This window comes from Nocardioides sp. F233 (assembly GCF_057813895.1).
The window spans coordinates 221,691-246,580 of the sequence record NZ_JBVASH010000002.1 but is presented as its reverse complement, the minus strand read 5'-3'; the positions used below and the strand labels follow the sequence as shown (position 1 = coordinate 246,580).

Annotated in this window: 25 protein-coding genes; 6 read left to right on the top strand and 19 right to left on the bottom strand. The window is 72.6% G+C overall.

Annotated features, from left to right (window positions below):
- Window positions 1-328: 328 nt before the first annotated feature.
- The 5 genes from ACZYRU_RS07600 to eno all read right to left on the bottom strand — a co-directional run bounded on the left by ACZYRU_RS07600 (window position 329) and on the right by eno (window position 3,948).
- Complete coding sequence (locus tag ACZYRU_RS07600) at window positions 329-520, bottom strand: hypothetical protein (RefSeq protein ID WP_488956478.1); 192 nt, start codon at window positions 518-520, stop codon at window positions 329-331.
- Between the two features lie 75 nt (window positions 521-595).
- Window positions 596-1,528, bottom strand: a complete 933-nt coding sequence (locus ACZYRU_RS07595) for a Ppx/GppA phosphatase family protein (RefSeq protein WP_488956477.1) — start codon at window positions 1,526-1,528, stop codon at window positions 596-598.
- Window positions 1,521-2,039, bottom strand: a complete 519-nt coding sequence (locus tag ACZYRU_RS07590; RefSeq protein ID WP_488957190.1) for a DUF501 domain-containing protein — start codon at window positions 2,037-2,039, stop codon at window positions 1,521-1,523. Before ACZYRU_RS07590 ends, ACZYRU_RS07595 begins: the two co-directional genes overlap by 8 nt.
- 8 nt (window positions 2,040-2,047) lie before the next feature.
- The gene (locus tag ACZYRU_RS07585; RefSeq protein WP_488956476.1) at window positions 2,048-2,647 is read right to left on the bottom strand and encodes an FtsB family cell division protein; all 600 of its coding nucleotides are present in this window, start codon (window positions 2,645-2,647) and stop codon (window positions 2,048-2,050) included.
- 23 nt (window positions 2,648-2,670) lie between these two features.
- The gene (eno, locus tag ACZYRU_RS07580; RefSeq protein WP_488956475.1) at window positions 2,671-3,948 is read right to left on the bottom strand and encodes a phosphopyruvate hydratase; all 1,278 of its coding nucleotides are present in this window, start codon (window positions 3,946-3,948) and stop codon (window positions 2,671-2,673) included.
- 129 nt (window positions 3,949-4,077) lie between these two features.
- Between eno and ACZYRU_RS07575 the strand changes: the two genes are divergently transcribed.
- Window positions 4,078-4,473 carry a YidH family protein gene (locus ACZYRU_RS07575; RefSeq protein WP_488956474.1) on the top strand — a complete coding sequence of 132 codons (396 nt, stop codon included), beginning with the start codon at window positions 4,078-4,080 and terminating at the stop codon, window positions 4,471-4,473.
- Window positions 4,474-4,485: 12 nt separating this feature from the next.
- Here the strand turns inward: ACZYRU_RS07575 and ACZYRU_RS07570 are convergent, their stop codons facing one another.
- Window positions 4,486-5,106, bottom strand: a complete 621-nt coding sequence (locus ACZYRU_RS07570) for a TetR/AcrR family transcriptional regulator (protein WP_488956473.1) — start codon at window positions 5,104-5,106, stop codon at window positions 4,486-4,488.
- A gap of 68 nt (window positions 5,107-5,174) precedes the next feature.
- On the opposite strand from ACZYRU_RS07570, the gene ACZYRU_RS07565 reads away from it, so the two are divergent.
- Complete coding sequence (locus ACZYRU_RS07565) at window positions 5,175-6,101, top strand: sterol desaturase family protein (RefSeq protein ID WP_488956472.1); 927 nt, start codon at window positions 5,175-5,177, stop codon at window positions 6,099-6,101.
- On the top strand, window positions 6,050-7,033 hold the full coding sequence (locus ACZYRU_RS07560; RefSeq protein WP_488956471.1) for a hypothetical protein: 984 nt from the start codon (window positions 6,050-6,052) through the stop codon (window positions 7,031-7,033). The genes ACZYRU_RS07565 and ACZYRU_RS07560 overlap by 52 nt, the downstream gene beginning before the upstream one ends.
- 15 nt (window positions 7,034-7,048) lie before the next feature.
- Here the strand turns inward: ACZYRU_RS07560 and ACZYRU_RS07555 are convergent, their stop codons facing one another.
- Window positions 7,049-7,750, bottom strand: coding sequence for a ferritin-like fold-containing protein (locus ACZYRU_RS07555; protein WP_488956470.1), 702 nt, complete (start codon window positions 7,748-7,750; stop codon window positions 7,049-7,051).
- A gap of 157 nt (window positions 7,751-7,907) precedes the next feature.
- On the opposite strand from ACZYRU_RS07555, the gene ACZYRU_RS07550 reads away from it, so the two are divergent.
- Complete coding sequence (locus tag ACZYRU_RS07550) at window positions 7,908-9,467, top strand: DEAD/DEAH box helicase (protein ID WP_488956469.1); 1,560 nt, start codon at window positions 7,908-7,910, stop codon at window positions 9,465-9,467.
- A gap of 263 nt (window positions 9,468-9,730) precedes the next feature.
- Here the strand turns inward: ACZYRU_RS07550 and ACZYRU_RS07545 are convergent, their stop codons facing one another.
- From ACZYRU_RS07545 to ACZYRU_RS07535, 3 genes are all read right to left on the bottom strand, one after another.
- A complete protein-coding gene (locus tag ACZYRU_RS07545) occupies window positions 9,731-10,576 on the bottom strand; it encodes an exonuclease/endonuclease/phosphatase family protein (RefSeq protein WP_488956468.1) in 846 nt (281 codons plus the stop codon).
- A gap of 105 nt (window positions 10,577-10,681) precedes the next feature.
- Window positions 10,682-11,443, bottom strand: coding sequence for a L,D-transpeptidase (locus tag ACZYRU_RS07540; RefSeq protein WP_488956467.1), 762 nt, complete (start codon window positions 11,441-11,443; stop codon window positions 10,682-10,684).
- Between the two features lie 5 nt (window positions 11,444-11,448).
- Complete coding sequence (locus ACZYRU_RS07535; RefSeq protein WP_488956466.1) at window positions 11,449-12,240, bottom strand: ParA family protein; 792 nt, start codon at window positions 12,238-12,240, stop codon at window positions 11,449-11,451.
- Between the two features lie 38 nt (window positions 12,241-12,278).
- On the opposite strand from ACZYRU_RS07535, the gene ACZYRU_RS07530 reads away from it, so the two are divergent.
- The gene (locus tag ACZYRU_RS07530; protein ID WP_488956465.1) at window positions 12,279-13,040 is read left to right on the top strand and encodes an SDR family NAD(P)-dependent oxidoreductase; all 762 of its coding nucleotides are present in this window, start codon (window positions 12,279-12,281) and stop codon (window positions 13,038-13,040) included.
- A gap of 140 nt (window positions 13,041-13,180) precedes the next feature.
- Here ACZYRU_RS07530 and ACZYRU_RS07525 read toward each other — a convergent pair whose 3' ends face one another.
- From ACZYRU_RS07525 to ACZYRU_RS07495, 7 genes are all read right to left on the bottom strand, one after another.
- A complete protein-coding gene (locus ACZYRU_RS07525) occupies window positions 13,181-13,789 on the bottom strand; it encodes a MarC family protein (RefSeq protein ID WP_141797934.1) in 609 nt (202 codons plus the stop codon).
- Complete coding sequence (locus ACZYRU_RS07520; RefSeq protein WP_488956464.1) at window positions 13,786-14,658, bottom strand: PHP domain-containing protein; 873 nt, start codon at window positions 14,656-14,658, stop codon at window positions 13,786-13,788. The genes ACZYRU_RS07525 and ACZYRU_RS07520 overlap by 4 nt, the downstream gene beginning before the upstream one ends.
- A gap of 32 nt (window positions 14,659-14,690) precedes the next feature.
- Window positions 14,691-16,346 carry a bifunctional lysylphosphatidylglycerol flippase/synthetase MprF gene (locus tag ACZYRU_RS07515; RefSeq protein WP_488956463.1) on the bottom strand — a complete coding sequence of 552 codons (1,656 nt, stop codon included), beginning with the start codon at window positions 16,344-16,346 and terminating at the stop codon, window positions 14,691-14,693.
- A gap of 93 nt (window positions 16,347-16,439) precedes the next feature.
- Window positions 16,440-18,395, bottom strand: a complete 1,956-nt coding sequence (locus tag ACZYRU_RS07510; RefSeq protein WP_488956462.1) for a CASTOR/POLLUX-related putative ion channel — start codon at window positions 18,393-18,395, stop codon at window positions 16,440-16,442.
- Between the two features lie 79 nt (window positions 18,396-18,474).
- On the bottom strand, window positions 18,475-19,170 hold the full coding sequence (locus ACZYRU_RS07505; RefSeq protein ID WP_488956461.1) for a DUF6758 family protein: 696 nt from the start codon (window positions 19,168-19,170) through the stop codon (window positions 18,475-18,477).
- Between the two features lie 61 nt (window positions 19,171-19,231).
- Entirely contained in the window at window positions 19,232-19,792 is a 561-nt protein-coding gene (locus ACZYRU_RS07500) for a histidine phosphatase family protein (protein ID WP_488956460.1), read from the bottom strand.
- Window positions 19,793-19,829: 37 nt separating this feature from the next.
- Window positions 19,830-21,218, bottom strand: a complete 1,389-nt coding sequence (locus ACZYRU_RS07495; protein WP_488956459.1) for a hypothetical protein — start codon at window positions 21,216-21,218, stop codon at window positions 19,830-19,832.
- A 325-nt stretch (window positions 21,219-21,543) separates the two neighbouring features.
- On the opposite strand from ACZYRU_RS07495, the gene ACZYRU_RS07490 reads away from it, so the two are divergent.
- Window positions 21,544-22,728, top strand: a complete 1,185-nt coding sequence (locus ACZYRU_RS07490; RefSeq protein WP_488956458.1) for an MFS transporter — start codon at window positions 21,544-21,546, stop codon at window positions 22,726-22,728.
- Here ACZYRU_RS07490 and ACZYRU_RS07485 read toward each other — a convergent pair.
- Together ACZYRU_RS07485 and ACZYRU_RS07480 are read right to left on the bottom strand one after the other, a co-directional pair.
- A complete protein-coding gene (locus ACZYRU_RS07485) occupies window positions 22,691-23,248 on the bottom strand; it encodes a hypothetical protein (RefSeq protein WP_488956457.1) in 558 nt (185 codons plus the stop codon). The genes ACZYRU_RS07490 and ACZYRU_RS07485 overlap by 38 nt on opposite strands.
- Window positions 23,249-23,252: 4 nt before the next feature.
- Window positions 23,253-24,842, bottom strand: a complete 1,590-nt coding sequence (locus ACZYRU_RS07480) for a choice-of-anchor P family protein (protein ID WP_488956456.1) — start codon at window positions 24,840-24,842, stop codon at window positions 23,253-23,255.
- Window positions 24,843-24,890: the final 48 nt, after the last annotated feature.

Sequence of the window (24,890 nt, the reverse complement as noted above, 5' to 3'; positions counted from 1 at the left end):
GAATGCTAGGCGAATTCCGGTCATCGCCACGGACAAATCTCGGGAAGGATGACGTCGCGCGGGGGGTGCGGATCGGTAGCGCGAGTGTCGACCTCGACCGGCTCGCCGCACACCTCGCCGGGCACCGGTGCGGACCGCCCGAAGCTGCCGTTCGAGGGCCCGCCGAGGCCACCGAAATGCCCGAATCGACTCGCCGACGCCGAAAGTAAAATTTTCGCGGAACCGGTTGGTCAGGGTCGTTCCCCGAGCCTTGCGGCACGCCCGTCGGAGGACGTCGTCCGTCATCTCCTCCGTGAGCCGGCTGGTGAAGGGGTTGTGCTGGCTCGGGTTAGAGCACCCGAGGAGCACCACGTCGTGCCCGAACCGTGTCGCGGCCGGTGCGGTTGGCCCCGTGCGCTGCCGGGGCGAGCCCGACGACCAGGATCCGCGCATCGGCCGGCCCGAAGCCGGACACGGGGCGCGCCCAGTAGTCCTCGTCGGCGTACGAGGCCACTTCTCCCGGGCGATCTGCTCGCGCCACGCCACCAGGCGGGGGATCTCCGGCAGCGGACGATCCGCGCGTCGAGTCGCGCCATCGCCTCCGCCGGTGCGTCGCTCATGACACCAGCGACCAGGCGATCCCGTCGAGGATGTCGGTCTCGGCGACGACGATCTCGCCCACGGAGAGGCGGGCCAGCACGCGGGCGACGATGAGGGCGCCGGCGTCGATCACGTCCGCGCGCCCGGGGTGCATCCAGCCAAGACCGCGACGCTCGGCGACGGTCATCGCGAGCAGCCGGTCGACCTGCGCCAGCACGTCGGGCACGGCGAGCGCTCGGGCGTGGATCAGGTCGCGGTCGTAGACGGCGAGGCCGAGCGTGCCGGCGGCGATCGTGGTGTTGGTGCCCGCGACGGCGATCACGGACCGGGCGGCGGCCGGGTCGACCGGGCAGGCGTCGAGCGCGGCGTCGATGTCGGCGACGACCGCCGCGACCTCGTCGGCGGTGATCGGGTCGTGGCGCACGTGGCGCTCGTGGAGCCGGACCGAGCCGATGTCCATCGAGTGCGCTGCGCTGGGGCCGGTCGCCGGGTCGCCGAGGATCAGCTCGGTCGAGCCGCCACCGATGTCGACGACCAGTGCCGGACTGGCGACCGCGACCGAGGACGCGGCGAGCCCGCGGACCGCGCCGTCGAAGGCCAGCCGGGCCTCCTCCTCGCCCGAGAGCACCTCGGGGTCGATCCCCAGCCGGGCGTGCACGCCCGCGGTGAACTCGGCAGCGTTGGACGCGTCGCGGGTCGCGGAGGTCGCGCAGAACCGGATCCGGTCGGGGCCCACGCCGGCCTCGCGGATGATCCCGGCGAGCTCGTCGATCGCCACCCAGGCCCGCTCGAGCGCCTCGGGGGCGAGACGACCGGTGGCGTCGACGCCCTGGCCGAGCCGGATCATCCGGCTCTCGCGTCGTACGCTGTCGGGGTCGCCCAGCGGATCGCCGACGAGCAGCTTGATGGTGTTGGTACCGCAGTCGACAGCGGCGACCGGCTCACTCATCCGGGTCGTCGGCGCCGGGCGTGACGCACGGCCCCTTGGCCCACCACTCGCCGAGGATCTGCAGCACCTCGTCGCCCAGCGGGTTCACGCCCGGCCCGGCGGCCAGCGCGTGGCCGGCGAGGACGTGCAGGCACTTGACCCGGTCCGGCATGCCGCCGGCGGAGATCCCCTCGATCTCGGGGACGTCGAAGCCGCCCGCCGTACCGATGGCGGCGCGGTCGGCGAGGTAGGCCTCGTGCGCGGCGCAGTACGCCGCCGCCAGCTCGGGGTCGGTGCCGAGCCGGTCCTGCATCTCGCGCATCAGACCGGAGGCCTCGAGCGTGCCGATCCGGGAGTTCACCCGCGGACAGGTGAGGTAGTACGTCGTCGGGAACGGCGTGCCGTTGGGGAGCCGCGGCTCGGTGGCGACCACGTCGGGGTTCCCGCACGGGCAGCGGTGTCCGATCGCGTGCACGCCGCGCGGAGGCCTCCCGAGCTGGGCCGCGATGACCGCCTCGTCACTGCTGGTCATGGCGTCGCTCACTGCTCGAGGTCCTCCTTGGGAGCCTTGATCTCGTCCTTGGGGTCGCGCACCTTCGTCGGCGGGTTGCCGGCGATCTTCATGGAGTCCCACACGTCGTCGTACCAGACCCGCTTGTCGGGGTCGGCGACCTTGGTGGGATCGCCGAGCTCGGCCGAGGCGTCCAGCGGGTTGCCGTTGGCGTCGACCACGACGAACGGCGTGTCACCGGGCATCACGTACCCGAGCCGTGCCCGTGCCTGCTGGGCGACGTACGCCGGGTCCTCCCAGCGCTTCTTCTCGTCGCGCAGCTCGTCGATCTTCGCCTCGCGCTGGGAGATCTGCGCCTCGAGCGCGTTGATGTTGCCTCGCTGCTGGAGGTAGGCCCGCAGCGAGGAGGCGTAGGAGACCGCGAGGACCGCGAGGACGAGGACCAGGATCGCGGCACGGCTGGTCAGCCGGGCCTTCTGCTGGTGCTCCTTGCGGGCCCGGACCAGGGCCGCCTCGCGCTCGCGGGCGGCCTTCTTGCGCTCGGCCTTGAGCCGCTCGGCGTACCGCGGCCCGGACCGCCCCGAGACGGGGCGGCCGGGCTTGCGGGACGTACGGCGGTCGTCGGCCATCACGTGCCTCCTGGTCGGAGGGGTCAGCCCTGGTAACGCGGGAAGGCGCCGGCGCCGGCGTACCGGGCGGCGTCGCCGAGCTCGTCCTCGATGCGCAGGAGCTGGTTGTACTTCGCGACCCGCTCGGACCGCGCCGGGGCGCCGGTCTTGATCTGGCCGCAGTTGGTCGCGACCGCGAGGTCGGCGATCGTGGTGTCCTCGGTCTCGCCCGAGCGGTGGCTCATCATGTTGCGGTAGCCGCTGCGGTGGGCCAGCTCGACGGCGTCGAGGGTCTCGGTGAGCGAGCCGATCTGGTTGACCTTGACCAGCATCGCGTTGGCCTGGCCGCCGGCGATGCCGCGCTGCAGGCGCTCGACGTTGGTGACGAACAGGTCGTCGCCGACCAGCTGGGTCTTGGTGCCGAGCTCGTCGGTGATGGCCTTCCAGCCGTCCCAGTCGTCCTCGTCGAGCGGGTCCTCGATGCTGACGATCGGGTAGTTCGCGACCAGGTCGGCGTAGTAGGCGATCATCTCGGCGGCGGACTTCTTCTCGCCCTCGAAGAGGTAGCCACCGTCCTCGTGGAACTCGGAGGCCGCGACGTCGAGCGCGAGGACGACGTCCTTGCCGAGCTCGTAGCCGGCCTTGGCGATCGCCTCGGCGATCAGGTCGAGCGCGGCGCGGTTGGACTCCAGGTTGGGCGCGAAGCCACCCTCGTCGCCGACGCCGGTGGCGAGGCCCTTGTCCTTCAGCACCGACTTGAGCGCGTGGTAGACCTCCGCGCCGACGCGCAGCGCCTCGCGGAAGGTCGGGGCACCGATCGGCGCGATCATGAACTCCTGGATGTCGACGTTGGTGTCCGCGTGGGCACCGCCGTTGAGGATGTTCATCATCGGGACCGGCAGCAGGTGAGCGTTGGGGCCACCGACGTAGCGGTAGAGCGGCAGGTCGGCCGAGTCGGCCGCGGCACGTGCGACGGCGAGCGAGACCCCGAGGATCGCGTTGGCACCGACCTGGGCCTTGTTGGGGGTGCCGTCGGCCTCGAGCAGGGTCTGGTCGATCAGCCGCTGGTCGGCGGCGTCGAGTCCCTCGATGGCCGGGCCGAGCGCCTGGATCACGGCGTCGACGGCCTTCTGGACCCCCTTGCCGACGTACCGGTCGCCGCCGTCACGCAGCTCGACCGCCTCGAAGGCACCGGTGGAGGCGCCGCTGGGCACTGCTGCCCGGGCGAAGGACCCGTCGTCGAGGAGGACCTCGACCTCGACGGTGGGGTTGCCGCGGGAGTCGAGGATCTCGCGGGCTCCGACGGCTTCGATCGCTGCCACGTGTACTGCTCCTGGAGTCGGGGACGGGCTGTCGTCGCGGTCAGCCTAGACCGCCCCGGGTGCGGTTCCCGGCAGCACCCACCGGGCGTGGGACGCGGGCTGCTGTGCGCGCTGCGGCATGCTGTGACCGTGGCCGCACCCGATCACCCCGAGGCGACCCCTCGGCCCCGCCGTCGCCCACAGCGTGTGTACGGCGTCGGCCGGGACCCCGAGCCGCGCGACTCGCTCGCCAACGAGCGCACCTTCCTGGCCTGGGTACGCACCTCGCTCGCGCTCGTGGCGGGTGCCGTGGCGGTCAGCTCACCGGCCCTGGAGTTCTCGCTGGCGGCGCGCCTGGTGCTCTCGCTCGGACTGGTGCTGGTGGCCGGCGTGGCCCTCGGCGTCGGCTGGCACCGATGGACCCGCACCGAGATCGCGATGCGGACCGGCGGTACCCCGCCGGGGTTCACCGGCGGCATGGTCGTGCTCGGCGCGGTCGGGCTGCTGATGGCCGGCACGCTGGCGAGCGCGATCCTCAGGCACTGACCGGAGGCCGGATCAGGCGTTCGGCGCGAGCCCGAACACCGCACCGAACAGCCGCTCGCAGCGGGCGCTCATCTCGTCGGGCGCCATCCCCGGGTGGTCGCACCACCAGGTCACGAGGGAGCCGAAGACGTTGCCCCACACCGCCGTCATCGCGTCGAGGTCGAGCGCGTCGTCGTCGCCGGACAGCGCGAGCAGCTCGCCGACACCCTCGCGGGCCAGCTCCTCCAGGCGGCGCCGGTAGGCGCCCATCAGCTCGCCGGGAGCATCGGCGAGCGGCGCGGTCGGGTCGTTGGCGACCCGCCACACCCAGGACCGGCCGTCGAGCACGCGGAAGACGCCGTCGAGCGTCGCGACCGCCCGCGCCAGGCCGACGACGCCGAGCGCCGCGGTGCGCTCGATCTCACCGATCAGCAGGCCGGAGGCCTGCCGCAGGCAGCGCTCGAAGAGGCCCTCCTTGGAGCCGAAGTAGTTGTAGATGAGCGGCTTGGAGATGCCCGCCTCGCGCGCGACGTCGGCCACCGAGGTGGCGGCGAACCCGCGCTCGCCGAAGACCCGGCCCGCGACCTCGAGGATCTGCTGCTCGCGATCCGCGCGCGCGACGCCCTTGGTCCCGGAGCGGCGTGGCGACGTCATGCAGATCACCCTACCCAGCGAATTGACCTTGTAGTAACTTACCCAAGAGTCATATCGAAGGAGCTCCCATGCACGACCTGCTCGACCCGATGAAGAACCCGGTGACCTACGCCGTCCCGTTCTTCGCGCTCAGCGTCCTCGTCGAGCTCGCGGCGCTGAAGTGGCTCGACCACGACGACAACGTCACCGGCTACTCCCTCAAGGACGCCCGCACGTCGATCTCGATGGGGATCGGCTCGCTGTTCTTCCTGACCGTGTTCAAGGTCGGCACCTTCGTCGTCTACTCCGCGGTCTCGGCCCACCTGGCGCCGTACCACCTCCCCACCGACACCTGGTGGTACTGGGTGCTGCTGCTCGTGGTCCTCGACCTCGCCTACTACGGCAACCACCGGTTCGTGCACCGGGTCAACATCGGCTGGGCGGCGCACCAGGCGCACCACTCGAGCGAGTACATGAACTTCACGACCGCGCTGCGCCAGAAGTGGAACCCGTGGTTCGAGTTCTTCTTCTGGCTGCCGCTGCCGTTCCTCGGCTTCGCGCCGTGGACGCTCTACGTCGCGTTCTCGGTCAACCTCGTCTACCAGTTCTTCGTGCACACCGAGACCATCGACCGGCTCCCCCGCCCGGTCGAGCTGGTCTTCAACACCCCGTCGCACCACCGCGTGCACCACGGCTCCGACCCGGAGTACCTCGACAAGAACTACGCCGGCATCCTGATCGTCTGGGACCGGATGTTCGGCACCTTCCAGCCCGAGCTCCAGCGGCCGACGTACGGGCTGACCAAGCCGGTCGACACCTACCACCTGATCCGGCTCGAGTACGGCGACTACGCCGCCATCGCCCGCAAGGTGCGCGCCGCGCAGGGATGGCGCGAGCGGCTGGGCTACCTGTTCGGGCCGCCGGGGTGGGCGCCGGAGACCGCGTCGGGCCTACCCTCCCTGTCATGCGCCGACCCTCACGCGCGGCGATCGGAGCCGTCGCCGCAGCACTCCTGATCGGACTCGTGCCGCCCGCGGCTGCCGGCGACGATGGCAGCGGCGGACCGACGTTCAAGGGCTGCCCCGTGTTCGGCGCCGACAGCTGGTGGAACACCGACATCCGCGCCCTGCCCGAGCATCCCCGCAGCGCCCAGTGGCTCGCGCACATGTCGACCGGGCGCGACCTGCACCCCGACTTCGGCCCGTCGTACGGCGACGGCCCCGACTACGGCATCCCGATCACCGTGGTCCGGCACCGGCACCCGCGGGTGCGGGTGCATTTCGGGTACGCCGCGGAGAGCGACCGGGTGCGCTACCCGCTCGGCGCCGACACCCGGATCGAGGGTGGTCGCGATGCCGACGGCGACCGGCACGCGATCGTCGTCGACCGCGACCGCTGCCGGCTCTACGAGACCTGGTCCACCCGCTCGCGCAACGGCCGCTGGTCGGCCGGCTCGGGTGCCGTCTGGTCGTTGCGCTCGCACCAGCTGCGCCCCGACGGCTGGACCTCGGCCGACGCCGCTGGCCTGCCGATACTGCCGGGCCTGCTGCGTTGGTCGGAGGTGCGGGCCGGGAAGGTGCGGCACGCGATCCGGTTCACGACCGACCTCACCGCACGTGACCACGTGTGGCCGGCCCGGCACGACGCCGGCTCGGCCGTCGGCCCGGACTACCCGCCGATGGGCGCGCGGTTCCGGTTGCGCGCCGACTTCAGCACCGACGGCTACTCGCGGTACGCGCGCACCGTCCTCGAGGCGATGAAGACCTACGGCCTGGTCCTGGCCGACAACGGCTCGCCGTGGTTCTTCCAGGGCGAGCGGAACGCGCACTGGCCGAAGCGGCTGATCGCCGACCTCAAGCGGATCCCGGCCTCGGCCTTCGTCGCGGTGGACAGCTCGTCGCTGATGGTCTCACCGGACTCGGGCCAGGCCCGCCAACCCGGGTCGTAACAGGCGGTGGCCGGGTCAGGCGTCGAGCCCGAGCTCGGCCATCCGGGCCATGTGCCGCTCGGTGAGCCGGGTGAACATCCGGCCCATGGCGGCCAGGTCGAGGCCGGGCCGGTCGACGCCACCGGCGAGCAGCGCGGTGAGGGCGTCGCGGTCGGCGGCGACCCGCTGGGCCTGGGTGAGCGCCTCCCCCATCAACCGGCGGCCCCACAGGGCGAGCCGGCCGCCGAGGCGGGCGTCCTGGGCGATGGCGGTGCGGACCCGGTCGACGACGAAGGTCGCGTGGGTGCCCTCCTGCATCGAGGAGACGACGAGGTCGCGGGTCTCGGGGTCGAGGTAGGCCGCGATCTCGCGGTAGAAGTCGTTGGCGAGCCCGTCGCCGACGTACGCCTTGACCAGGCCCTCGTACCAGTCGGCCGGGGCGGTGTGCAGGTGGAAGGCGTCGAGCGGCTCGCGGAACGGGACCATCGCCTCGAACGGGTCGGCGCCGAAGGCCCGGATCCGGTCGTGGAGCGCGTGCACCTTGGTCAGCTCACCGCTCGCCATGGTCGCGAGGTCGACCTTGTCGGCCAGGCTGGGCGCCAGCTTGGCGTCCTCGGCGAGGCGCTCGAAAGCCGAGATCTCGCCGTACGCGATCGCAGCCAGCAGGTCGACCACGGCCTCGCGGTAGGCCGGGTCGGCGTCGGCGGTGGGAGCGGTCGCGTCGGCGGATTCAGCCATGGCCTGAGCGTACAAGTAGACTCAGTCACGGCGAGAGCCTGCCCGCACCCTCACAGGAGCGCGCTGGCCCGCCCGGGCACCCGCCCACGTATGTGCGCGGCTGAGTGTGAGACAGCCGCATTTGATCTGGCGCCATGCCGACCGGCTGACGACACTCATGAAAGCGAACAGAACACTGACTTCCAACGACACCACCGCTGCGTCCACCACCGAGACCGACGCGGCGGCGGCTCCCACGTTCCGCGACCTGGGCGTGATGCCGCTGATCTGCGACGCGCTCGACCGGGCCGGGATCACCCACCCGTTCGCCATCCAGGAGATGACCCTCTCCGTCGCACTGATGGGCACCGACCTGATCGGCCAGGCGCGCACCGGCACCGGCAAGACGCTCGCCTTCGGCATCCCCGTCATCCAGCGCAGCGTCGCGCCGAGCGACCCCGACTACTCCGAGCTGCCCCAGGGCAAGCCGCAGGCACTCATCGTCGCGCCGACCCGCGAGCTCGCGATCCAGGTCTCCAGCGACATCGAGATCGCCAGCCGCGACCGCGGCCTGCGCGTGCTCACCATCTACGGCGGCGTCGGCTACGAGCCGCAGATCGAGGCGCTCGAGACCGGCGTCGACATCGTCATCGGTACGCCGGGCCGGCTGATCGACCTCGCCAACCGCAAGGTCCTCGACCTCTCCCACGTGCACGCCCTGGTCCTCGACGAGGCCGACGAGATGCTCGACCTCGGCTTCCTGCCCGACGTCGAGAAGCTGCTCCGGCTCACCCCCGAGACCCGGCAGACCATGCTGTTCTCGGCGACCATGCCCAGCGCGATCGTGTCGCTGGCCCGCATGCACATGCGCCACCCGATGAACATCCGCGCCGAGTCGTCGTACGAGAACGCCACGGTGCCCGCGACGGCCCAGTTCATCTACCTGGCCCACGACCTCGACAAGCCGGAGATCCTCGGTCGACTGCTGCAGGCCGAGGACGCCGACAAGATGATCGTCTTCACCCGCACCAAGCGCCAGGCCCAGCGCGTCGCCGACGACCTGGTCGAGCGCGGCTTCAAGGCCAGCCCGCTGCACGGCGACATGGCCCAGGTGGCGCGCGAGAAGGCGCTGACCAGGTTCCGCGAGGACAAGATCAAGGTCCTCGTCGCCACCGACGTCGCCGCCCGCGGCATCGACGTCTCGGGCGTGAGCCACGTCGTCAACTACACCTGCCCCGAGGACGACAAGACCTACGTCCACCGGATCGGCCGCACCGGTCGCGCCGGCGCCTCGGGCATCGCGATCACGCTGGTCGACGCAACCGACGTGCACCGCTGGAAGATGATCAACAAGGCGCTCGACCTGCCCTTCGACGAGCCGATCGAGACCTATTCCACCTCCGAGCACCTCTACCACGACCAGGGCATCGCCCCCGGCACCAAGGGCCGGATCGCTCCCCCGGCCCCGCCGGCGCCCAAGGGCGAGCGGTCCGAGCGCTCGGGCGAGCGCTCCGAGCGTCGCTCCAGCGACCGCACGCGCACCCGGACCCGCACCCGCGGCGGCAAGCCGGTCGAGGAGGGCGCCGAGGCGTCCGCCCCGACCACCGAGGGCGGCGAGGGTACGCCGGCCGATGGCGGCGAGCGTCCGGCCAACCGCAACCGGCGGCGTCGTCGCCGCAGCAGCGGTGGCGGCAACGGCGACACCGCGACCGCCACCGTGGAGACGCCCAGCGCCTGATCGGCGTACGCAAAAGCGAAGGAGCCCGGGCAGCTGCCCGGGCTCCTTCGTTTTGGCGCTCGCTGCGCTCGCGCATGTCGCGCCGCCTGCCAACGCCGTTTCTTCCTCCCCCGCTCGCTCGTTCCTCGCTCGCTCCTCCGTCCAGAAACGGCGGGCGGCGCGACGGAATCTCCTCCGGGAGGCGTGCGGCGTGAGAAGAGCAAAGGAGCCCGGGCAGTGCCCGGGGGCTCCTTCGTTTGCTGGCGGTCAGGTCAGCCGGCGCCTCAGCTGGCGAGCGGCTCGAACCAGACGTTGCCGACGACCACGGGGTGGTCGCTGATGCCGTTGTAGACCTTGGCGTAGTCGCTGAACTTGGCGCCCGTCCAGGTCGCGAGCATCCAGTCCGGGCCGGCCTTCGGCGGCACGGGGCACGGGTTCTTCTTGGTGCCGCCGAGCGAGACGAGGTCGGTCGCCCTGGCGACGCGCTGGCAGAACTCGACGCGCTCGTTCATGTCACCCATGACCAGCACCGGCTGGCCCTTGGCGCCGAGGCGCTTGATGAGCTTGATCTCACGCACGGTCGAGACGTCGCGCTCGTGCTCGAGGCCGCCGGGGGCGTTGTGGATCGCGACGACGTACATGACCCGCTTGGTGGCGCGGTTCTTGAGCTTGACCCACGGGATCGCGCGCAGGTGACCCATCGACGGGCGGTAGATCTGGCCCTTGTCGAGCTCGTCGAACTCGTCGGTCTTCCAGGCGACCTGGATGGCGCCGCTGAAGTTGTCGAGGGTGCGGCGCGGCCAGAACTTGAAGCGCGGCAGGCGCTTGCGCAGCACCTTCAGCTGGGACTGGTGGACCTCCTGGAAGGCGACCACGTTGCGCTTGCGCTCCTGGACCTGGGTGGCCGCGGCGTTCGCGCGGCCGAGGCCGCCGGGTGCCATCGAGGCGGTGAGGATGTTGAAGGTCATCGCGCGGACCTCGAAGCCGCCGCCCTTCTGGGTCGCGGGGGCCGGTACCGGCTCCGGCGCGGCTGCGGAGGCGGTCTGTGCGTGTGCCAGCGAGACGCCGAGGGCGAGGGCCAGCAGCGCGGCGCAGATCTTGACAAGGTGCTTTCCGAACGGGGCGAGCATCCGGGCACCCTAGGCAGACGCCCCCCGGGCGGGGCAAATCGGCCCGTCCTCGTCCGTGGGGCTGCCGGTGCCTCCGGGACTGACGGGGCTGCTGGGCTGCTGGGCTCAGGCGGTGACGACGACCGTTGTGCCGACGGGCGCGAAGTCCCACAGCGCGATCGCGTTCGGGCGGTCCTGGCGGATGCAGCCGTGCGAGAGCGGCGTACCGAGCTGGGCGCGGGTCTGCACCGGCTTGCCCTCGTCGACCGGGATCGTGTGGAAGCCGATCGCCGCACCCTCGTTGCCCTGCGTGAAGCGGACGAAGTACTCCATCGTGCCGGAGTCGTCGACGCCGATGGCGTGGCGGCTGCGGGAGTAGACCGCATAGGTGCCGGGATCGAGGTTGTCCTCGACGCTGCCCGAGACGCGGTACGTCCGGGCGACGTCACCGTCGCTGTCGACCAGCCAGACCCGCTGGCGGCCCTCGCTGAACACGATCCGGTGTCCGGTCCCGGAGCGGGCGGGCAGCTCGGTGGAGTCGGAGAGCGCCGCGATCTGGGTGCTCGCGTCGGCCAGGTCTCCGTTGACGGGGGCCGCGAGCGGAGCCTCGTCGTTGCTGTCGTCCGGCTCCGTGGTCGTGGTCGCGGCGGCCGGCGTGGTCGGGTCGGCGGCGCTCGCCGGAGTGTTCGGGCTGGCGGCGGCCGGCTCCTCGGGCTCGCCCGGGAGCAGGCCGAACCCACCCGCCACCGCGACGACGGTCACGGTGAGCGCAGCGGCGACGGCGGTGATCCGGCCGTAGCGCGGTCGGGCCGGCGTGGCGCGACGTCGGCCGGCCGGCTGCCGGGCGCGGTGTCGCCCGGGGTCGCGGCGGGCGGCGTGCTTCGACACCTGGCTCAGCGTGCCGCTCGGGCGAGCAGGGAGCCCGCGACCTCGCGGTAGGCCTCGGCGCCCTTGCTGGTGCGGCTGGTCGCGAGGATCGAGCGGCCCGCAGCCGGCGCCTCGGCGAACTTGATGGTCTTGGGGATCGGCGGCTCGACGACCTCGAGCTCATAGGTCTCCGAGATGGTGTCGAGCACGGCGCGCGCGTGGTTGGTGCGGCCGTCGTACAGCGTCGGGAGCACGCCCCACACCGCGAGGTCGCGGTTGGTGAACCGGCGTACGTCGTGGACCGTGTCGAGCAGCTGCCCGACGCCGCGATGGGAGAGGGTCTCGCACTGCAGCGGGATCAGGACGCCGGTCGCGGCGGTGAGCGCGGCGACCGTGAGCACGCCGAGCGACGGCGGGCAGTCGAGCAGCACCCAGTCGTAGCTGCGTCCGCTGGCCCGGAGGTCCTCCATCACGCCGCGCAGGACGTGCTCGCGACCGGTGCGCGTCAGCAGGTCGGCCTCGGCCCGGGCGAGCTCGATGGTCGCGGGCAGCAGGTCGACGCCGTCGTCGGTCTCGAGGATCACCTCGTCGACCGCGGTGCCCTTGGTCAGCACGTGGTGCACCGACAGCTCGAGGTCCTCGGGGTCGATGCCCAGCGAGAACGTCAGGCAGGCCTGCGGGTCGAGGTCGACCAGCAGCACGCGCTGCCCGCGCTCGGCCAGGGCCGCACCGATGGACGCGACACTGGTCGTCTTCGCGACGCCGCCCTTCTGGTTGGCGACAGCGAGGATCGTGGGAGCCGCCTGCACGCTGTTCATCGGGACCATCATGCCGGATGCACCCCTAGTCTTGCGGCATGCCCACAGCTCTCGTGACCGGCGCCACGGCCGGCATCGGCCTCGAGTTCGCCCGCCAGCTCGCCGCCCGCGGCGACGACCTGGTCCTGGTGGCCCGTGACGAGGTCCGGTTGGCCTCCGTCGCCGGGGAGCTGCGGTCGTCGTACGGCGTCGGCGTGGAGGTCCTCCCCGCCGACCTGACCGCAGCCGAGGCCCTGGCCCGGGTCGAGGCGCGGCTGGCGGACCGGTCCGCCCCGGTCGACCTGCTGGTCAACAACGCGGGTTTCGGCCTCAAGGAGCGCTTCCTCGACAACCCGGTCGACGTCGAGCAGGCCCAGCAGGACGTGCTGGTGCGGGCGGTGCTGCGGCTGACCCACGCAGCGCTCGGCGGCATGGTCGAGCGCGGCCGCGGCGGCGTGATCAACGTGTCGAGCGTCGCCGCCTTCCTCCCCCGCGGCACGTACAGCGCCGCGAAGGCGTGGGTGAACTCGTTCAGCGCGTGGGCGCACCAGGAGTACGCCGGGCAGGGCGTGACCGTGATGGCGCTGTGCCCGGGCTTCGTGAAGACCGAGTTCCACGAGCGTCTCGGCATCGACCGCGACTCGTCGGCCCCGAAGCTGCTGTGGCTCGAGCCGGACCGGCTGGTCCGCGACGCCCTCGCCGACTTCGACCGTGGCCGCGCGATGTCGATCCCCTCGAAGCGCTACAAGGCGATCGTCACCGCCAGCCGCCTGGTCCCCCGCTCGGCCCTGCAGCGCCTGCAGTCGCTGGGTCGGAAGTAGGGCCCGCGGATCCGCGCGCGAGCGGTGCTCAGCGCGTGCGCTGGCAAGGCGGAGGAGGGAAGGCGGCCTTTGAGCGGAGCGGGCCGTCGACCGACGACAACGCAGCCAGCGTGCGCGCTGGGTGCCGATCGCGCGCGGATTCATCCCTCGCCGGCGATGAAGGCGCGGACGGCGTCCGCGACGAGCTGGACGGCGATGGCGGAGAGCAGCAGGCCGGCGATCCGGGTGACGAGCAGGACGCCGCCGTCGCGGATCAGGCGCAGGATCGGGAGCGAGTAGCGCATCGCGGCCCACAGCGCGACGTGCACGCCGGCCACGCCGAGGGCGACCGAGACGCCGTCGCCCCAGGTGTCGATGTCCTGGACGAAGAGCATCGTGGCCACGATCGCGCCGGGGCCGGCGAGCAACGGCGTACCGAGCGGGACGAGGGCGATGTTGGCGTCGGCGGACGCGGTCAGCTCGTCCTGCTTGCCGGTCAACAGCTCGAGGGCGACCAGCAGGAGCAGCAGGCCGCCGGCGCACTGGAGCGCGGGCAGCGAGATGTGCAGGTAGTTGAGGATCTGCTGCCCGAAGAGGGCGAACAGCGTGATCACCAGGAAGGAGACCGCGACGGCCTGCCAGGCGGCGCGGCGGGCCGTGGCCGGGCTTCGGCCGGCGGTCAGGGACAGGAAGATCGGCACGGTGCCGACCGGGTCCATGATCACGAAGAGGGTCACGAACACCTCGACGAGGAGGACGCCGTCGATCATCGGTGGCCCCCTCCCACGAGCTCGGTGGGCGAACCGAGGTCCGCGGCCCGCTCGAGGAGCCGCGTCAGCTCGCCCCTGGAGGTGGTCTCGCAGCCGAGCTCGTGGCCGGTCTTGCCGGTGCCGTGGTGGTCGCTGGATCCGGTGACGATCAGCCGGAGCCGCGAGGCGATCCCGCGCAGCTGGCCGCGTTCGGCCTTGTCGTGGTCGAGGTGGTCGACCTCGATGCCGCCGAGCCCCGCCTCGGCGAGCACGGCGAACCCGGCCTCGTCGAGCACCGACGCGGAGCCGCGGCCCCACGGGTGGGCGACCACCGACACCCCACGGGCGGCGGTGACCAGCCCGATCATCTCGACCAGGTCGGCGGCGTACCGGTCGACGTACGCCGGGCCGCCGTCGGCGAGGTAGCGCGCGAACGCCTCGTTGCGGCTCTTCACCGCGCCGAGCCGCACCAGCAGGTCGGCGACGTGGGGGCGCCCGGTCACCTGGTTGTCGGGGCTGACCTCGGCCAACGCCTCCTCGGTCGCCGGGATGCCGAGCTCCCGCAGCCGGGCGAGCATCAACGGCACCCGCGCCTCGCGCCCCTCGACGATCCGGCCGAGCTCGGCCTGGAGCGCCGCGTCGTCGGGGTCGGGGAGGTACGCCAGCAGGTGCACGCCCGAGCCGCGGAAGCGGGTGCTGACCTCGATGCCGCGGACCAGGCCGATCCCGGCATCCTCCGCCGCGGCGGCTGCCTCGTCCCAGCCGGCCGTCGTGTCGTGGTCGGTGAGTGCCACGACCTCGAGCCCGGCGGCCGCGGCCTCGCGCACCAGCTCGGCCGGCGGGGCCGTGCCGTCACTGACGCTGGAGTGGGTGTGGAGGTCGATCGTCACCGTACGACACTAGTGGTCCGGCTCCCTGCCCGTCAGGCGGCCACGCGCTCGCGCTCGGGCTGCTCGACGTGCTCGACGGCCACGGAGGCCGGCCAGGCGAGCGGCGTGCTGGCCTCGCGCGTCTTCGGCGTGACGAGGTAGGCGACCAGCACCGCGGCACCGATCCGGGGAAGCTCGGCCAGCGAGCGGTAGGTGAGGTGCAGCGCCTCGCAGCGCGGGGAGAACTTGGCCTTGAACGCGTGCAGCGAGGCGAAGCCGTAGAGCGGCTCGAGCACGCGGGCCGAGCGCTCGAGGCCACGCTGCAGCCAGCCCTCGGGCTCCCCCGTGCTCCGCGCCAGCGGCGCGGCCGACAGGGACACGACCCGCGCCCCCTCGGCTCGGAAGGCCAGGCACGACTCGGCGATGAGGAACTCGATCACCGGCCGGAAGCCGTCGTCCGGGCGGCGCATCAGGTCGAGCGTCCACCCGTCGACGCGCCCCTGCCCGCCGTGGACGGGCAGCCAGGAGAGGAACCCGTGCACCCGGTCGTCCGCGTCGAGGGCCAGCGCCACCCGCACCCGTGGGTCCATGGCGTGGTCGACGCCGCCGAGGGTGAAGCCGAGCTCAGGGGTGCGCTGGTGCCGCAGCCACGCGGCGCTGATCGCCCGCACCTGGGCGAGGATGCGCGGGTCGGCGTCAGCGAGGACGACGAGCTCGAAGCGGATCCCGTCGCGGGCCGCCCGGTTGCGGGCGGTGCGCACGTCCTGCCACCGCTTGCCGCGGAACTCGAGCCCGGGCAGGTCGAGCAGGGTGTCCTCCCCGATCTGGAGGCTGCGGCCGCCGACCGCGCGGGCCACCGGTCCACTCACCGCGAAGTGGCTGGGGACGAGGTGCTCGTCGGCGCAGAAGGCCGCGAACTCCCCCACGGCGCGGGCCCGCCAGTCCGGCGTACCGATCGGGTCGCCGAGGGCGAGTGCGACGCCGAGGTGGCGGCGGTAGGCGAGGTAGCCCTCGCCGCGCGGGTCGTACAGGTAGCGCACGCCGGGCCAGGTGGTCATCCACGAGAGGGTGCCGCCGCCCTCGCACCGCAGGTGCTCGATCGCGCGGTCGCGGTTGACGACGGGACGGCGGCGCGGTCCGACCACCGAGCCGATCAGCAGCCCGGCGGCGACGGCGACCAGGTGGACGACGTCCGCCAGGTGCCCGACCAGGACGAGGGAGAGCACGACGTAGCCGACCAGGCCGGTGCGGGTGACCCGGCGGGCCGTCGTACCGAGGAAGGCGGTGACCACCGCGCCGACCGCGAGCGCACCGCCCGACGGGCCGACGTCGCGTGCGTGCTGGAGCGAGTCCGGCCCGACGGCGAGCACGAGCAGGCAGGCCGCCACCACGCTGCCGACCTGGGTGACCAGCCAGAGCAGCGCGGTGCGCAGGGTACCGAGCCGCGGCTCGGCGTACCCGACGCAGAGCCCGAAGCTGAGCAGCACGGGCAGGTAGCACCAGGGCGCGATCGCCAGCAGCGGGCCGGTGAGCAGGGTCCACCAGTGGCCGGCCGCGAGGGCGTCGAGCCCGTAGGCGAGGGCGCGGCCCCAGCCGTGGTCGAGGACGTCGCCGGCGAGCGCGCCGGTGCCGAGGCCGACCCCGAGCAGGGTCAGCAACCCGACCGCGGTGAACGGCCGACGACGGAGGGCGGTTCGGAGGGCTGACATGCCTCCAGCCTCGCCGGGCCGGACCGCTCCGTCAGGGGCCCACCGACCCGGAACGGGGGTGGTGCCCGCACCACCCCCGAGGTCGGGACGGCCTCAGAGCTCGGCGAGCACCACGACCCGGTCGCCGGGCTCGGCGACCACCGTCTCGCCCTTGGCCAGGTTGACCGTGACGCCCACCCGCGATCCGGCCTCGGCCAGCCGGGGCGAGGAGAACCCGATCGCGGTCTCTCCCCGACGGGCGGCAGCCGCGACGACGGTCGCCCAGCTCACCTCGCGCCCGGGTACGACGTACCACTCGGCCGGGCGCAGGTAGATCTCGCTGCCCTCCTCCTCGAGCAGGTCGTGGAAGACCGGCTCGATCCGGGCGTCCTCGGACAGCTGGGCGACCATCAGGCTGACGATCTCACCGCTGACGACGACGTCGTCGATGTCGGCGACCTGGGCGAGGACCCGGTTGCGGTCGTCCATCATCTCGCTGATCACGGGCGTGCTGCTCTCGGAGCGGGCGAGGATGTCGCGCACGTGGAGCAGGGTGATCAGCGTCGTGGCGTCGGCAGCCTCGGCGTCGAGATCGTCGGAGTAGCAGAGCACGATCACCTGGTCGCAGCCCGGCGGGACGTGCTCGTCGAGGACCGCGCGTCGGGTGGTGCCGGCCTCGACGACGGTGATCGTGAGGTTCGTGGTCGTGGGTACGCCGGGCGCGCCGTGCTCGGTCACCACGGTCAGCGTCGAGCCGGGGGCGGCGTACCGGTCCAGCTCGCGCAGGATGATCGGCGCCCGCTCGTTCCAGCCCAGCACGACGGCGTGGGTGGGGCGGGACTGCTCGCCGGCGTGGTCCGCGAAGGCGTCCTCGGCGACAGCGGCACTCGCACGCGGTGCGGTGGCGAGGACCGAGTCGTCCTCGGCGATGACGACGAGCGACCGGTTCCCGACGACGGTGTCCGCGGCCGGGTTGAGCCGGACACTGCTGCCCTCGGCCACCCCGATGACGGTCAGCTGGTCGTAGTGCAGCTGCGCATCGGCGTAGGTCGCCCCCGCGAGCGGGTGCTGCTCGAGGAAGTAGATCTCGTCGCCCTCGTAGTCGAAGAGCTCGCGGTAGACAGCGGCGGCGCCGGACTGGCGGGAGGTCTGCACGACGAGCTTGGCGACCGTCTCGCGGATGTCGAGCAGCGAGATGCCGCCCGGCCGGTCGCGGCCGATCAGCCGGGCCACCTCGAGGTTGGCCGGGTCGCGCAGCTGGGCGACGACCCGCGGGCCCTCACCGACGGCGAGCAGGGAGCGCAGTGCGAGCAGCGCCTTGATCACGTCACGGTCCGGTTCGGTGCCGTCACCGGACAGCACGACGACCGAGCGGGCCGAGGTCGGGCTGACGATCGCGAGGTCGTCGATGTCCGAGGGCGCGCCGGACCGGCAGACCACGCGGGTGCCCCGCAGGTCGGGGACCTTGGCCCGGATCTCCTCCTCCATCTCGACCTTGTCGCGGTCGGCGAGCACCGCCACGACCGGACGGCGCCGGCTCTCGTTGGCGATCGTGAGCTCACTGATGACGGTGAAGATCGAGTCCGACCAGCCGAGGATGACCGAGTGGTCGTTCTCGAGGACGACGGACCGGCCGCGTCGCAGCTCGGCGATCCGGGCGTCGATGCCGGCGGCGATGACACCGATCAGGGCGCTGACGATGAACAGGCCCGCCACGGTGAGGACGAGCATCGTCAGGATGAAGCTCCAACGCGCGCCGGTGTCGCCGGCGACGGTGCCGGGGTCGAGCGCGTGCAGCAGCGCCTGGAAGGCGGCCTCCCAGAAGCCGAGCTTGTCCTGGCGCATCCCGGAGACGACGTCGATGACCGCGAAGACGACCACCAGCAGCACGGTGACGGCGAACAGCCAGGCCACCAGGGCCGGCGTACCACGGGCCATGGTGTTGTCGAACGCGTAGCGCAGCCGGGCCCGTAGCCCGGTGGGCGCGGTCCGGGTGCGGACCGTCATCTCGGATCGCTGCGCGATCGCCTCTGCCGTACGACGCCGCAGCGCCTGCGCGTTCCGCGCCATGCGGGCCTCCTCGTGGTCCGCAGGGGATGCTCTCGCATCCGGCCGCCCCGGCGAGCGGAAATCGCGAAATCCGGGACCGTCACCAGGCGGGTGCCGGTCCCCCGAACGGGAGCGCGACCAGCTGCGGGCCGGTGGCGGAGATGTCGCGGAGGATCCAGTCGTCGCGCAGCAGCAGGATCGCGGAGGCCGGGCGCAGCACCAGCCACAGCCAGCGACCGCCGGCCTCACCGGCGAGCACGGAGCGGTCCCACTCCCCCGGAGACGTGCTGACCGAGACCGGCCAGAGGCCGACGGGGTACTGGTCGACGCGGACCCGGACCGGCGGCGGGCCCTCGCCGACCTCGTGGCCGGGGTCGAGCAGCTCGGTGTCGTCGGGGGCCGAGATGCCGGCGACCCGCGCGCCGAAGCCGGTGCCGGGCTCCTCGCTGATCACCATCACGTCGACCGGCCCGTCGAGCTGGCTGGTGCCGGCGACGCAGGCCATCGTGGCGCGGGTGGTGTCGCCGTCGGAGACGACGGCCGCGAAGTCGCTCACCGACCAGCCGGGGCCGAGCGGCCAGGGCAGGAAGGTCGGGAAGGTGCCGACCCGCTGGAGGTGCGCCGCGAACTCCTCGTAGCTCGAGGTCGGCGGCCGCCAGAGCGGTACGACGACCCCGTGGTCCGGGCACGACCAGCGCCCGTCGCCCACCTCGGCCACGGGCGTCGGGCAGCGCGGGCACTCCACGCGCACGCCGTCGGGTCCGCCGCGGGGCGGACCGGGCTCATCGGTCGCCATGATCGACACCGTGCTGCGCGGCGGGCCGTTCGTCAAGCACCTTGGTCGACCTGTCCCGAGATCAGCTGTTCCAGCGCAGCAGGACCGGGGTCTCGCGCTCGTGGCCGAGCTCGGACAGCGTGGCCGTGTCGAGGCGGAACATCCGCCCGTCGGCGACGGGCAGCCCGAGCCAGCGGGCGGCCAGCGCACGCAGCACGTGCCCGTGGGCGAACACGAGGACCGGCCCGCCCGCGGCCCGGATCCGCGCGACGACGCGGTCACAGCGGGCCGCGACCGCGGACGCCGCCTCGCCGCCGGGGCTCGGGTGGGTCCAGATGGTCCAGCCCGGCACCTCCGCGCGGATCTCCGCGGTGGTGCGGCCCTCGTAGTCGCCGTACCCCCACTCGAGGAGGTCGTCGCAGACCTCGGCGTCGGGGAAGCCCGCCAGCTCCGCCGTACGCCGCGCGCGCTGCAGCGGGCTGGTCAGCACCTCCGCGAAGGTCGTGCCGGCAAGACGGTCGGCGAGCCCGCGGGCCACCTCCTCGCCCTCGGGGAGCAGCGGTAGGTCGGTGCGGGACGTGTGCCGCCCCGAGACACTCCACTCGGTCGCCCCGTGCCGGGCCAGGAACGCGGAATCGGCCATGCCGACATCCTGCCAGCGCTCGCCCAGCGTCGAGCGGTCAGGCCGCGTAGTCGCCTGCGAGGACGAGGGCCTGCTGTGCGTGCAGGTGGTACTCGGCCCGGGTGATCGTGGTGGTGCCGGTGGTGGTGACGAGCCGGTAGAGGCCGTGGGGTGTGCCCCAGATCCACGTGTCGGGGCCGAGTTGCAGGACGGTGTAGCCACGCACGTGTGTCTTGGCTCGATGATGATGCCGGGTGAGTGGGGTGTCGTTGTGGTCGCCGGTCTGGCCGGGTGGGCCGTGCCTGTCGTAGGGCGTGGTGTGGTCGTGGTCGGGCGCTCGACCGTTTCGTGTGAAGAGGCGGGTGGCGTGGGGGAAGACGTCGCCGATCGTCCTGAGTTCGGTGCGGCGTTTGACGTCGGTGGGGTGTTCGTAGCCGTTGACGGACCTGCCGGTGTGGAGGTCGATGACCGGGGTGATCGTGATGTTGGCGTGGCGGCGGAGGAGGTCGCGGACCTGGTCGAGGAGGCGGGGGCCGAGGTTCTCGACGCGGGCGAGCGGGCCGAGGGTGCCGTCGGCCTGCTGGGCGACGTGGACGACGATCTCGGCAGCCGGCGCGCTGGTGGGTTCGGCCTCGATGCCGTGGAGGAACGCGAGGACCGCGGCCGGGTCGGCGAGCATGGCGAAGGCCTCGGCGCGCCAGTGGTCCATCCCGAGCGGTTCTGCGCCGTCGGCGGGCGGTGCCGCCTGCTCGGCGAGGGCGGTGGCGAGGTCGTCGACCATTCGGGCGTGGGCGATAGCGTCGGCTTCGTCGATGCGGGCGAAGACCGTGCCGAGGCCGGCGGTGTTGTCGAGGTCGTCGACCTGCGAGCCGGGTCGGGGCTGCGGGTACCAGACACCCTTGCCCTTCTGGTTGTCGCTGATCCGCTCGGCGTGGGCGACCGGGTCGGCCTCGATCACCTTGGCCTCCGCGATGGTGAGGATCCGCGAGGGTGCCTCGTCCAGCGCGGCGGCGACCGCGGCGTCGACGATCCGGACCTGGTGTCGGTCGAGCGTGCGCGACATCCGCGCGACCTTCCGCACCACCCACACCTCGCAGCGCCCGCCCTTCACACCGGCCCACACGGCAGGGAGCCGGTGGCGCAGGTCGAACGCATCCGCCAGCGCGCTGCGGGTCGCCAGGACGTTCTCGTGGCGGGCTATCGCGATCTCGACCAGCGCGAGGTCGACCACCTCGGGTGTCCCGTCGCCGCCGAGGCTGATCAGCCGCGGACCGCCGAACCTGAGGGGCACGGCGTCGGGCTCGGCCTGCGGGTCACCTGAGTGGAGGTCGGCCCACGCGAGCAGCAGCTCGAGCTGTCGCACCTCGGCCGTACGACGGTCGCGGACGCCGCCCTCGGAAGCGTGGAGCAGCTGCTCCGGTGTGGCTTCCGAGAGGTCCGAGATCATGGTCCGATTCTATCGCACACATGTTCGAACGGCCAGTGTTGACGGAGGACTTTCGCCTTGTTTCTAGCGGGTTTTCGAGGTTGTTGCGGTGGTCTCGTGACGGTCGCTGCGCGACCTCCTCGACCTCCGGGGAGGCAGGCCGACCGCGGAACCCAGCCCCTACGCACCCTTCTCGTCGCTGCGCCTTTCAAGAGACTGTGCCGGCTACGCGACCGCAGCCCACCGACATCCAGCGGGAGGACCGCCGGGTTCGAGGCTCGTCGCCGGCGCTCCTCGCGCCTCAACCACCGGCGCTCAGCGACCGCGAAGTGGCAGGATCCCCCGCATGCCCACCACCCTCCACCGCTACCGGCTCGCGATCGCGGCCGGGTTCGCCACCCAGGGCTTCGTCTTCATCGGCCTCACCACCCGGCTGCCCGACATCAAGGACCGCTGGGACCTCTCCGAGCTCGGGATCTCCGGTGTGCTGCTGGCGATCGTGCTGCTCGCCGGCGCCGGCTCGGTGCTCGCGGAGAAGCTGTCGGTGCGGGTGGCGAGCGCCCGGGTGCTGCGGTCCGGACTGGTGCTCGTCGCCGGCGGCGCGGCGCTGATGCTCGCGGCGCCGGTGTGGCCGGCGTACCTCGTCGGGGTGGGGGTGTACGGCGTCGGGCTGGGCATGGTCGACGCGACCACCAACATGCAGGCGGTCGCCCTGGAGCGCCGCTACGGCCGCACGATCCTGCCGAGCTTCCACGGCGCCTGGACCTTCGGCGGGCTGCTCGGCGCGGCGGTCACCCTCGCGACCGCCGACGTCGACCTGCCATGGACCGCGTTGATCACCGTGTTGCCACTCGTCGTCGCGGGCGCGGGCTTCCTGCCCCGCGACACCGGCACCGAGACCGCCGTCGCCGCGAGCGACCTCGCGATCGCGTGGCGCCCGATCCTGATGGTCGGCCTCGGCATGGTCGTCTTCTACATGGTCGACACCGCAGCGCAGACCTGGGGCGCGGTCTACCTCGACGAGGTCGTCGACGCCCCGTCGCGCTGGGTCGCCCTCGCCACGCTGCCCTACCTCGTCGCCAGCCTGCTGGTCCGCCTCGCCGGCGACTCGATCGTGGAGCGGTACGGCGTCACGCCGGTCCTCCGCATCGGCGCGGTGATCGCCTGCGGCGGACTCGTCGTGGTCACCGCGGCACCGACCTGGCCGGTCGCGGTCCTCGGCTTCACGCTCACCGGCGCAGGCATCTCGGTCGTGGCGCCGCTGAGCTTCTCAGCAGCCGCCCGGATCGCCGGCGGCTCGGTCGAGCGCGTCGACGCGGTGATCGCGCGGTTCAACCAGTTCAACTACGTCGGCGGGCTGCTCGGCGCGGTGCTCACCGGCGTGGTCGGGAAGGACGAGCTGCGGTACGGTTTCGTCGTACCGATGGTGCTGGTGCTCACCCTGGTCCCCCTCGCCCGCTGGTTCGGGAACCGTGCGGGCGAGGAGAGCGAGGTCAGCGCCGGGCAGTCGGCCGGCACACCCGGCACGTAGCCAGGTGCGCGTTGTCCTCACCCACCGGGGCGAGGTCGTCGCGGTGCGCGATCAGCGCGCAGTCGCGCCGGTGCATGGTCGTGCCGCCACCGGCGACGACCGGGATGGCGCCGACGTCGAGGCCCTGGTCGTCGGTGCGGGCCGAGGTCGCGGTCACCTCCGCGAGCACGAGCAGCGTGTCGGCGAGGCGCTTCGAGGACTCCCGGCCGTCGGCCGCGATCCGCGCCAGCCAGGCCCCGAAGTAGAGGAAGCCGCCGACGAAGGTCAGGCCGAGTCCGAGCATGCCGCCGGAGACGACGTACGACATCTGGTCCCACTGGTACGGCGTGTTCGCGGCGCCGTACCAGCCCAGGATGATCACCACGATCCCGAGCGGGAGCATGATCGCGCCCGCCCAGAACAGCACGACCTGCAGCAGGGCGTAGTGGTTGTCCTTCAGCGGCGCGATCCCCGAGCGGGTCGACTCACCCGCCCGGGGGAGGCTGCCGGCACGGCTGGAGGGGGTGGCTGCAGTGGTCATGAGCTCATGCCTTTCGGAGGTCGGGAAGGCCGCTGTCGAGGCCGTGGGGGCAGGAGGCGCCGATGCCGAGGGCTGCGGCCCCGAGCCGCCGGAACCACGAGCCGGCGACCGCCGCGACGGCGAAGGCGGCGACGAGGAGCATGCCGGGGATCGAGAACAGCTCGGGCAGGCCGGCGCTGACGGGCGCCGCGTCCACCAGGTCGCCCGTCGATGCCCCGCCGGCACCGGGCACGGTGCCGACCGGGACCGGGGTGGCGGCCGACGGTACGCCGACCCCACCCGCCGCAGGAGCGGGTGCCTGGGCGGCGGCAGCCGGCGGGGCGGCATCCGCGGCAGCCGGCGGCGGCGCGGAGATGTCGATCGGCGGCACCGTGTCGACCTCGGCCCGGGCGACGCCGAGCGTGACGACGACCTTCGGCGCCAGGTTGGACAGGCCGGACACGACGCCCTTGAGCGGACCGGCCTGGGCCGGGATCAGCTCGCCGAGCACGTTGGTCGGCAGCGCCTTCAGCAGCGGCGAGAGCAGCTTGGTGTCGATCGTGATCCGCAGGCCCTGCGACATGCTGGTGCCGGCGTCGCCGTCGACGGTGCGGACCTGCTGCGGGATCTCGATGGTCACGCCGAGCGCCTTGAGCGCGTCGAGCGGCAGCTGGTTGAGGCCGGGGATCGGGGTGGTCTTGCCCATCGCGATCGCGCCGTCGGGGCCGATGCCGAACTCCTGGCCGGCGATCGCCATCTTGCCCCAGGTGGCGGTGCCGGTCGCGGTGCCGGTGGTGCCGTCCGAGGTGGCCTTCGCGACCGTCTCGACGCCGCCCAGGGTGATCAGGCCGCCGAGCAGCCGGATCTCGCCGAGCGTGGCCCGGGAGACGCCGACCACCTTGTTGTCCTTGGCCTCCATCTTCGAGGTCGACACGTAGCCGTCGACATCGATGAGAGCGGCCAGCTGGGGCGGCAGGCCGGGCGCCGAGGCCCGCGTGGTCGGCGCGCTCGCCGTGCCGGTCGGGGCCGCTCCCGGCAGACCGCCACCCAGCCCACCACCGGTGAGCATCCCGGTGAGGCCGGTCAGCAGGTCCATCAGGCCGGACTTCTGGGACGGGTCGGCGGTCGCGCCGTCGGGGCCGAGCACGGCGCCGTCCGGCGAGAAGCCGGTCTCGGCGCTCGCCGTGCCGTCACCGGAGGTGGTGGTCATGATCGCGCCGGGGATCGACTCGTCCTTCTGGGTGGGCGTGTCCCCGGGGTACTGCGAGTTGACCTGCATCGGGTAGCCGTTCTCGGTGAGCGGCGTCGACGGCAGCCCCAGCTGCTCGCCGAAGGTCTTGAGCCCCTCCCCCACCGGGTCGCCCGGCCAGAACAGGCTGGCGCGCCCCTTGGACTCGCCCGAGTCGGCCTTGACCTTGCTGTAGCCCATGTCGAGCTCGACCTGCGCCTGCCCCGCGTCGACGGGGATCGGGATGCTCGGCTCGAACATCTCGACCCGGATCGGGGCCGACCAGGCCTGGGTGGTGTACCCGCCGTACGACTTCGCACCGCCGTCCTCCGCCGCGGCCGGCGTCGCGGTGGGCCCGGCGGCCAGCAGGGCCAGCGAACCGACCATGCCTCCCGCGACGAAGGTCCGGACCGTTCCGCGTGTCGATCGTGCTGG

Excerpts from the sequence above, each read along its gene's own strand:
- ACZYRU_RS07595 (WP_488956477.1), bottom strand. The coding sequence starts at position 1,528 with ATGAGTGAGCCGGTCGCCGCTGTCGACTGCGGTACCAACACCATCAAG.
- ACZYRU_RS07590 (WP_488957190.1), bottom strand. The coding sequence starts at position 2,039 with ATGACCAGCAGTGACGAGGCGGTCATCGCGGCCCAGCTCGGGAGGCCT.
- ACZYRU_RS07585 (WP_488956476.1), bottom strand. The coding sequence starts at position 2,647 with ATGGCCGACGACCGCCGTACGTCCCGCAAGCCCGGCCGCCCCGTCTCG.
- ACZYRU_RS07570 (WP_488956473.1), bottom strand. The coding sequence starts at position 5,106 with ATGACGTCGCCACGCCGCTCCGGGACCAAGGGCGTCGCGCGCGCGGAT.
- ACZYRU_RS07565 (WP_488956472.1), top strand. The coding sequence starts at position 5,175 with ATGCACGACCTGCTCGACCCGATGAAGAACCCGGTGACCTACGCCGTC.
- ACZYRU_RS07560 (WP_488956471.1), top strand. The coding sequence starts at position 6,050 with ATGCGCCGACCCTCACGCGCGGCGATCGGAGCCGTCGCCGCAGCACTC.
- ACZYRU_RS07555 (WP_488956470.1), bottom strand. The coding sequence starts at position 7,750 with ATGGCTGAATCCGCCGACGCGACCGCTCCCACCGCCGACGCCGACCCG.
- ACZYRU_RS07550 (WP_488956469.1), top strand. The coding sequence starts at position 7,908 with ATGAAAGCGAACAGAACACTGACTTCCAACGACACCACCGCTGCGTCC.
- ACZYRU_RS07545 (WP_488956468.1), bottom strand. The coding sequence starts at position 10,576 with ATGCTCGCCCCGTTCGGAAAGCACCTTGTCAAGATCTGCGCCGCGCTG.
- ACZYRU_RS07535 (WP_488956466.1), bottom strand. The coding sequence starts at position 12,240 with ATGAACAGCGTGCAGGCGGCTCCCACGATCCTCGCTGTCGCCAACCAG.
- ACZYRU_RS07530 (WP_488956465.1), top strand. The coding sequence starts at position 12,279 with ATGCCCACAGCTCTCGTGACCGGCGCCACGGCCGGCATCGGCCTCGAG.
- ACZYRU_RS07525 (WP_141797934.1), bottom strand. The coding sequence starts at position 13,789 with ATGATCGACGGCGTCCTCCTCGTCGAGGTGTTCGTGACCCTCTTCGTG.
- ACZYRU_RS07515 (WP_488956463.1), bottom strand. The coding sequence starts at position 16,346 with ATGTCAGCCCTCCGAACCGCCCTCCGTCGTCGGCCGTTCACCGCGGTC.
- ACZYRU_RS07510 (WP_488956462.1), bottom strand. The coding sequence starts at position 18,395 with ATGGCGCGGAACGCGCAGGCGCTGCGGCGTCGTACGGCAGAGGCGATC.
- ACZYRU_RS07505 (WP_488956461.1), bottom strand. The coding sequence starts at position 19,170 with ATGGCGACCGATGAGCCCGGTCCGCCCCGCGGCGGACCCGACGGCGTG.
- ACZYRU_RS07500 (WP_488956460.1), bottom strand. The coding sequence starts at position 19,792 with ATGGCCGATTCCGCGTTCCTGGCCCGGCACGGGGCGACCGAGTGGAGT.
- ACZYRU_RS07495 (WP_488956459.1), bottom strand. The coding sequence starts at position 21,218 with ATGATCTCGGACCTCTCGGAAGCCACACCGGAGCAGCTGCTCCACGCT.
- ACZYRU_RS07490 (WP_488956458.1), top strand. The coding sequence starts at position 21,544 with ATGCCCACCACCCTCCACCGCTACCGGCTCGCGATCGCGGCCGGGTTC.
- ACZYRU_RS07485 (WP_488956457.1), bottom strand. The coding sequence starts at position 23,248 with ATGACCACTGCAGCCACCCCCTCCAGCCGTGCCGGCAGCCTCCCCCGG.
- ACZYRU_RS07480 (WP_488956456.1), bottom strand. The coding sequence starts at position 24,842 with ATGGTCGGTTCGCTGGCCCTGCTGGCCGCCGGGCCCACCGCGACGCCG.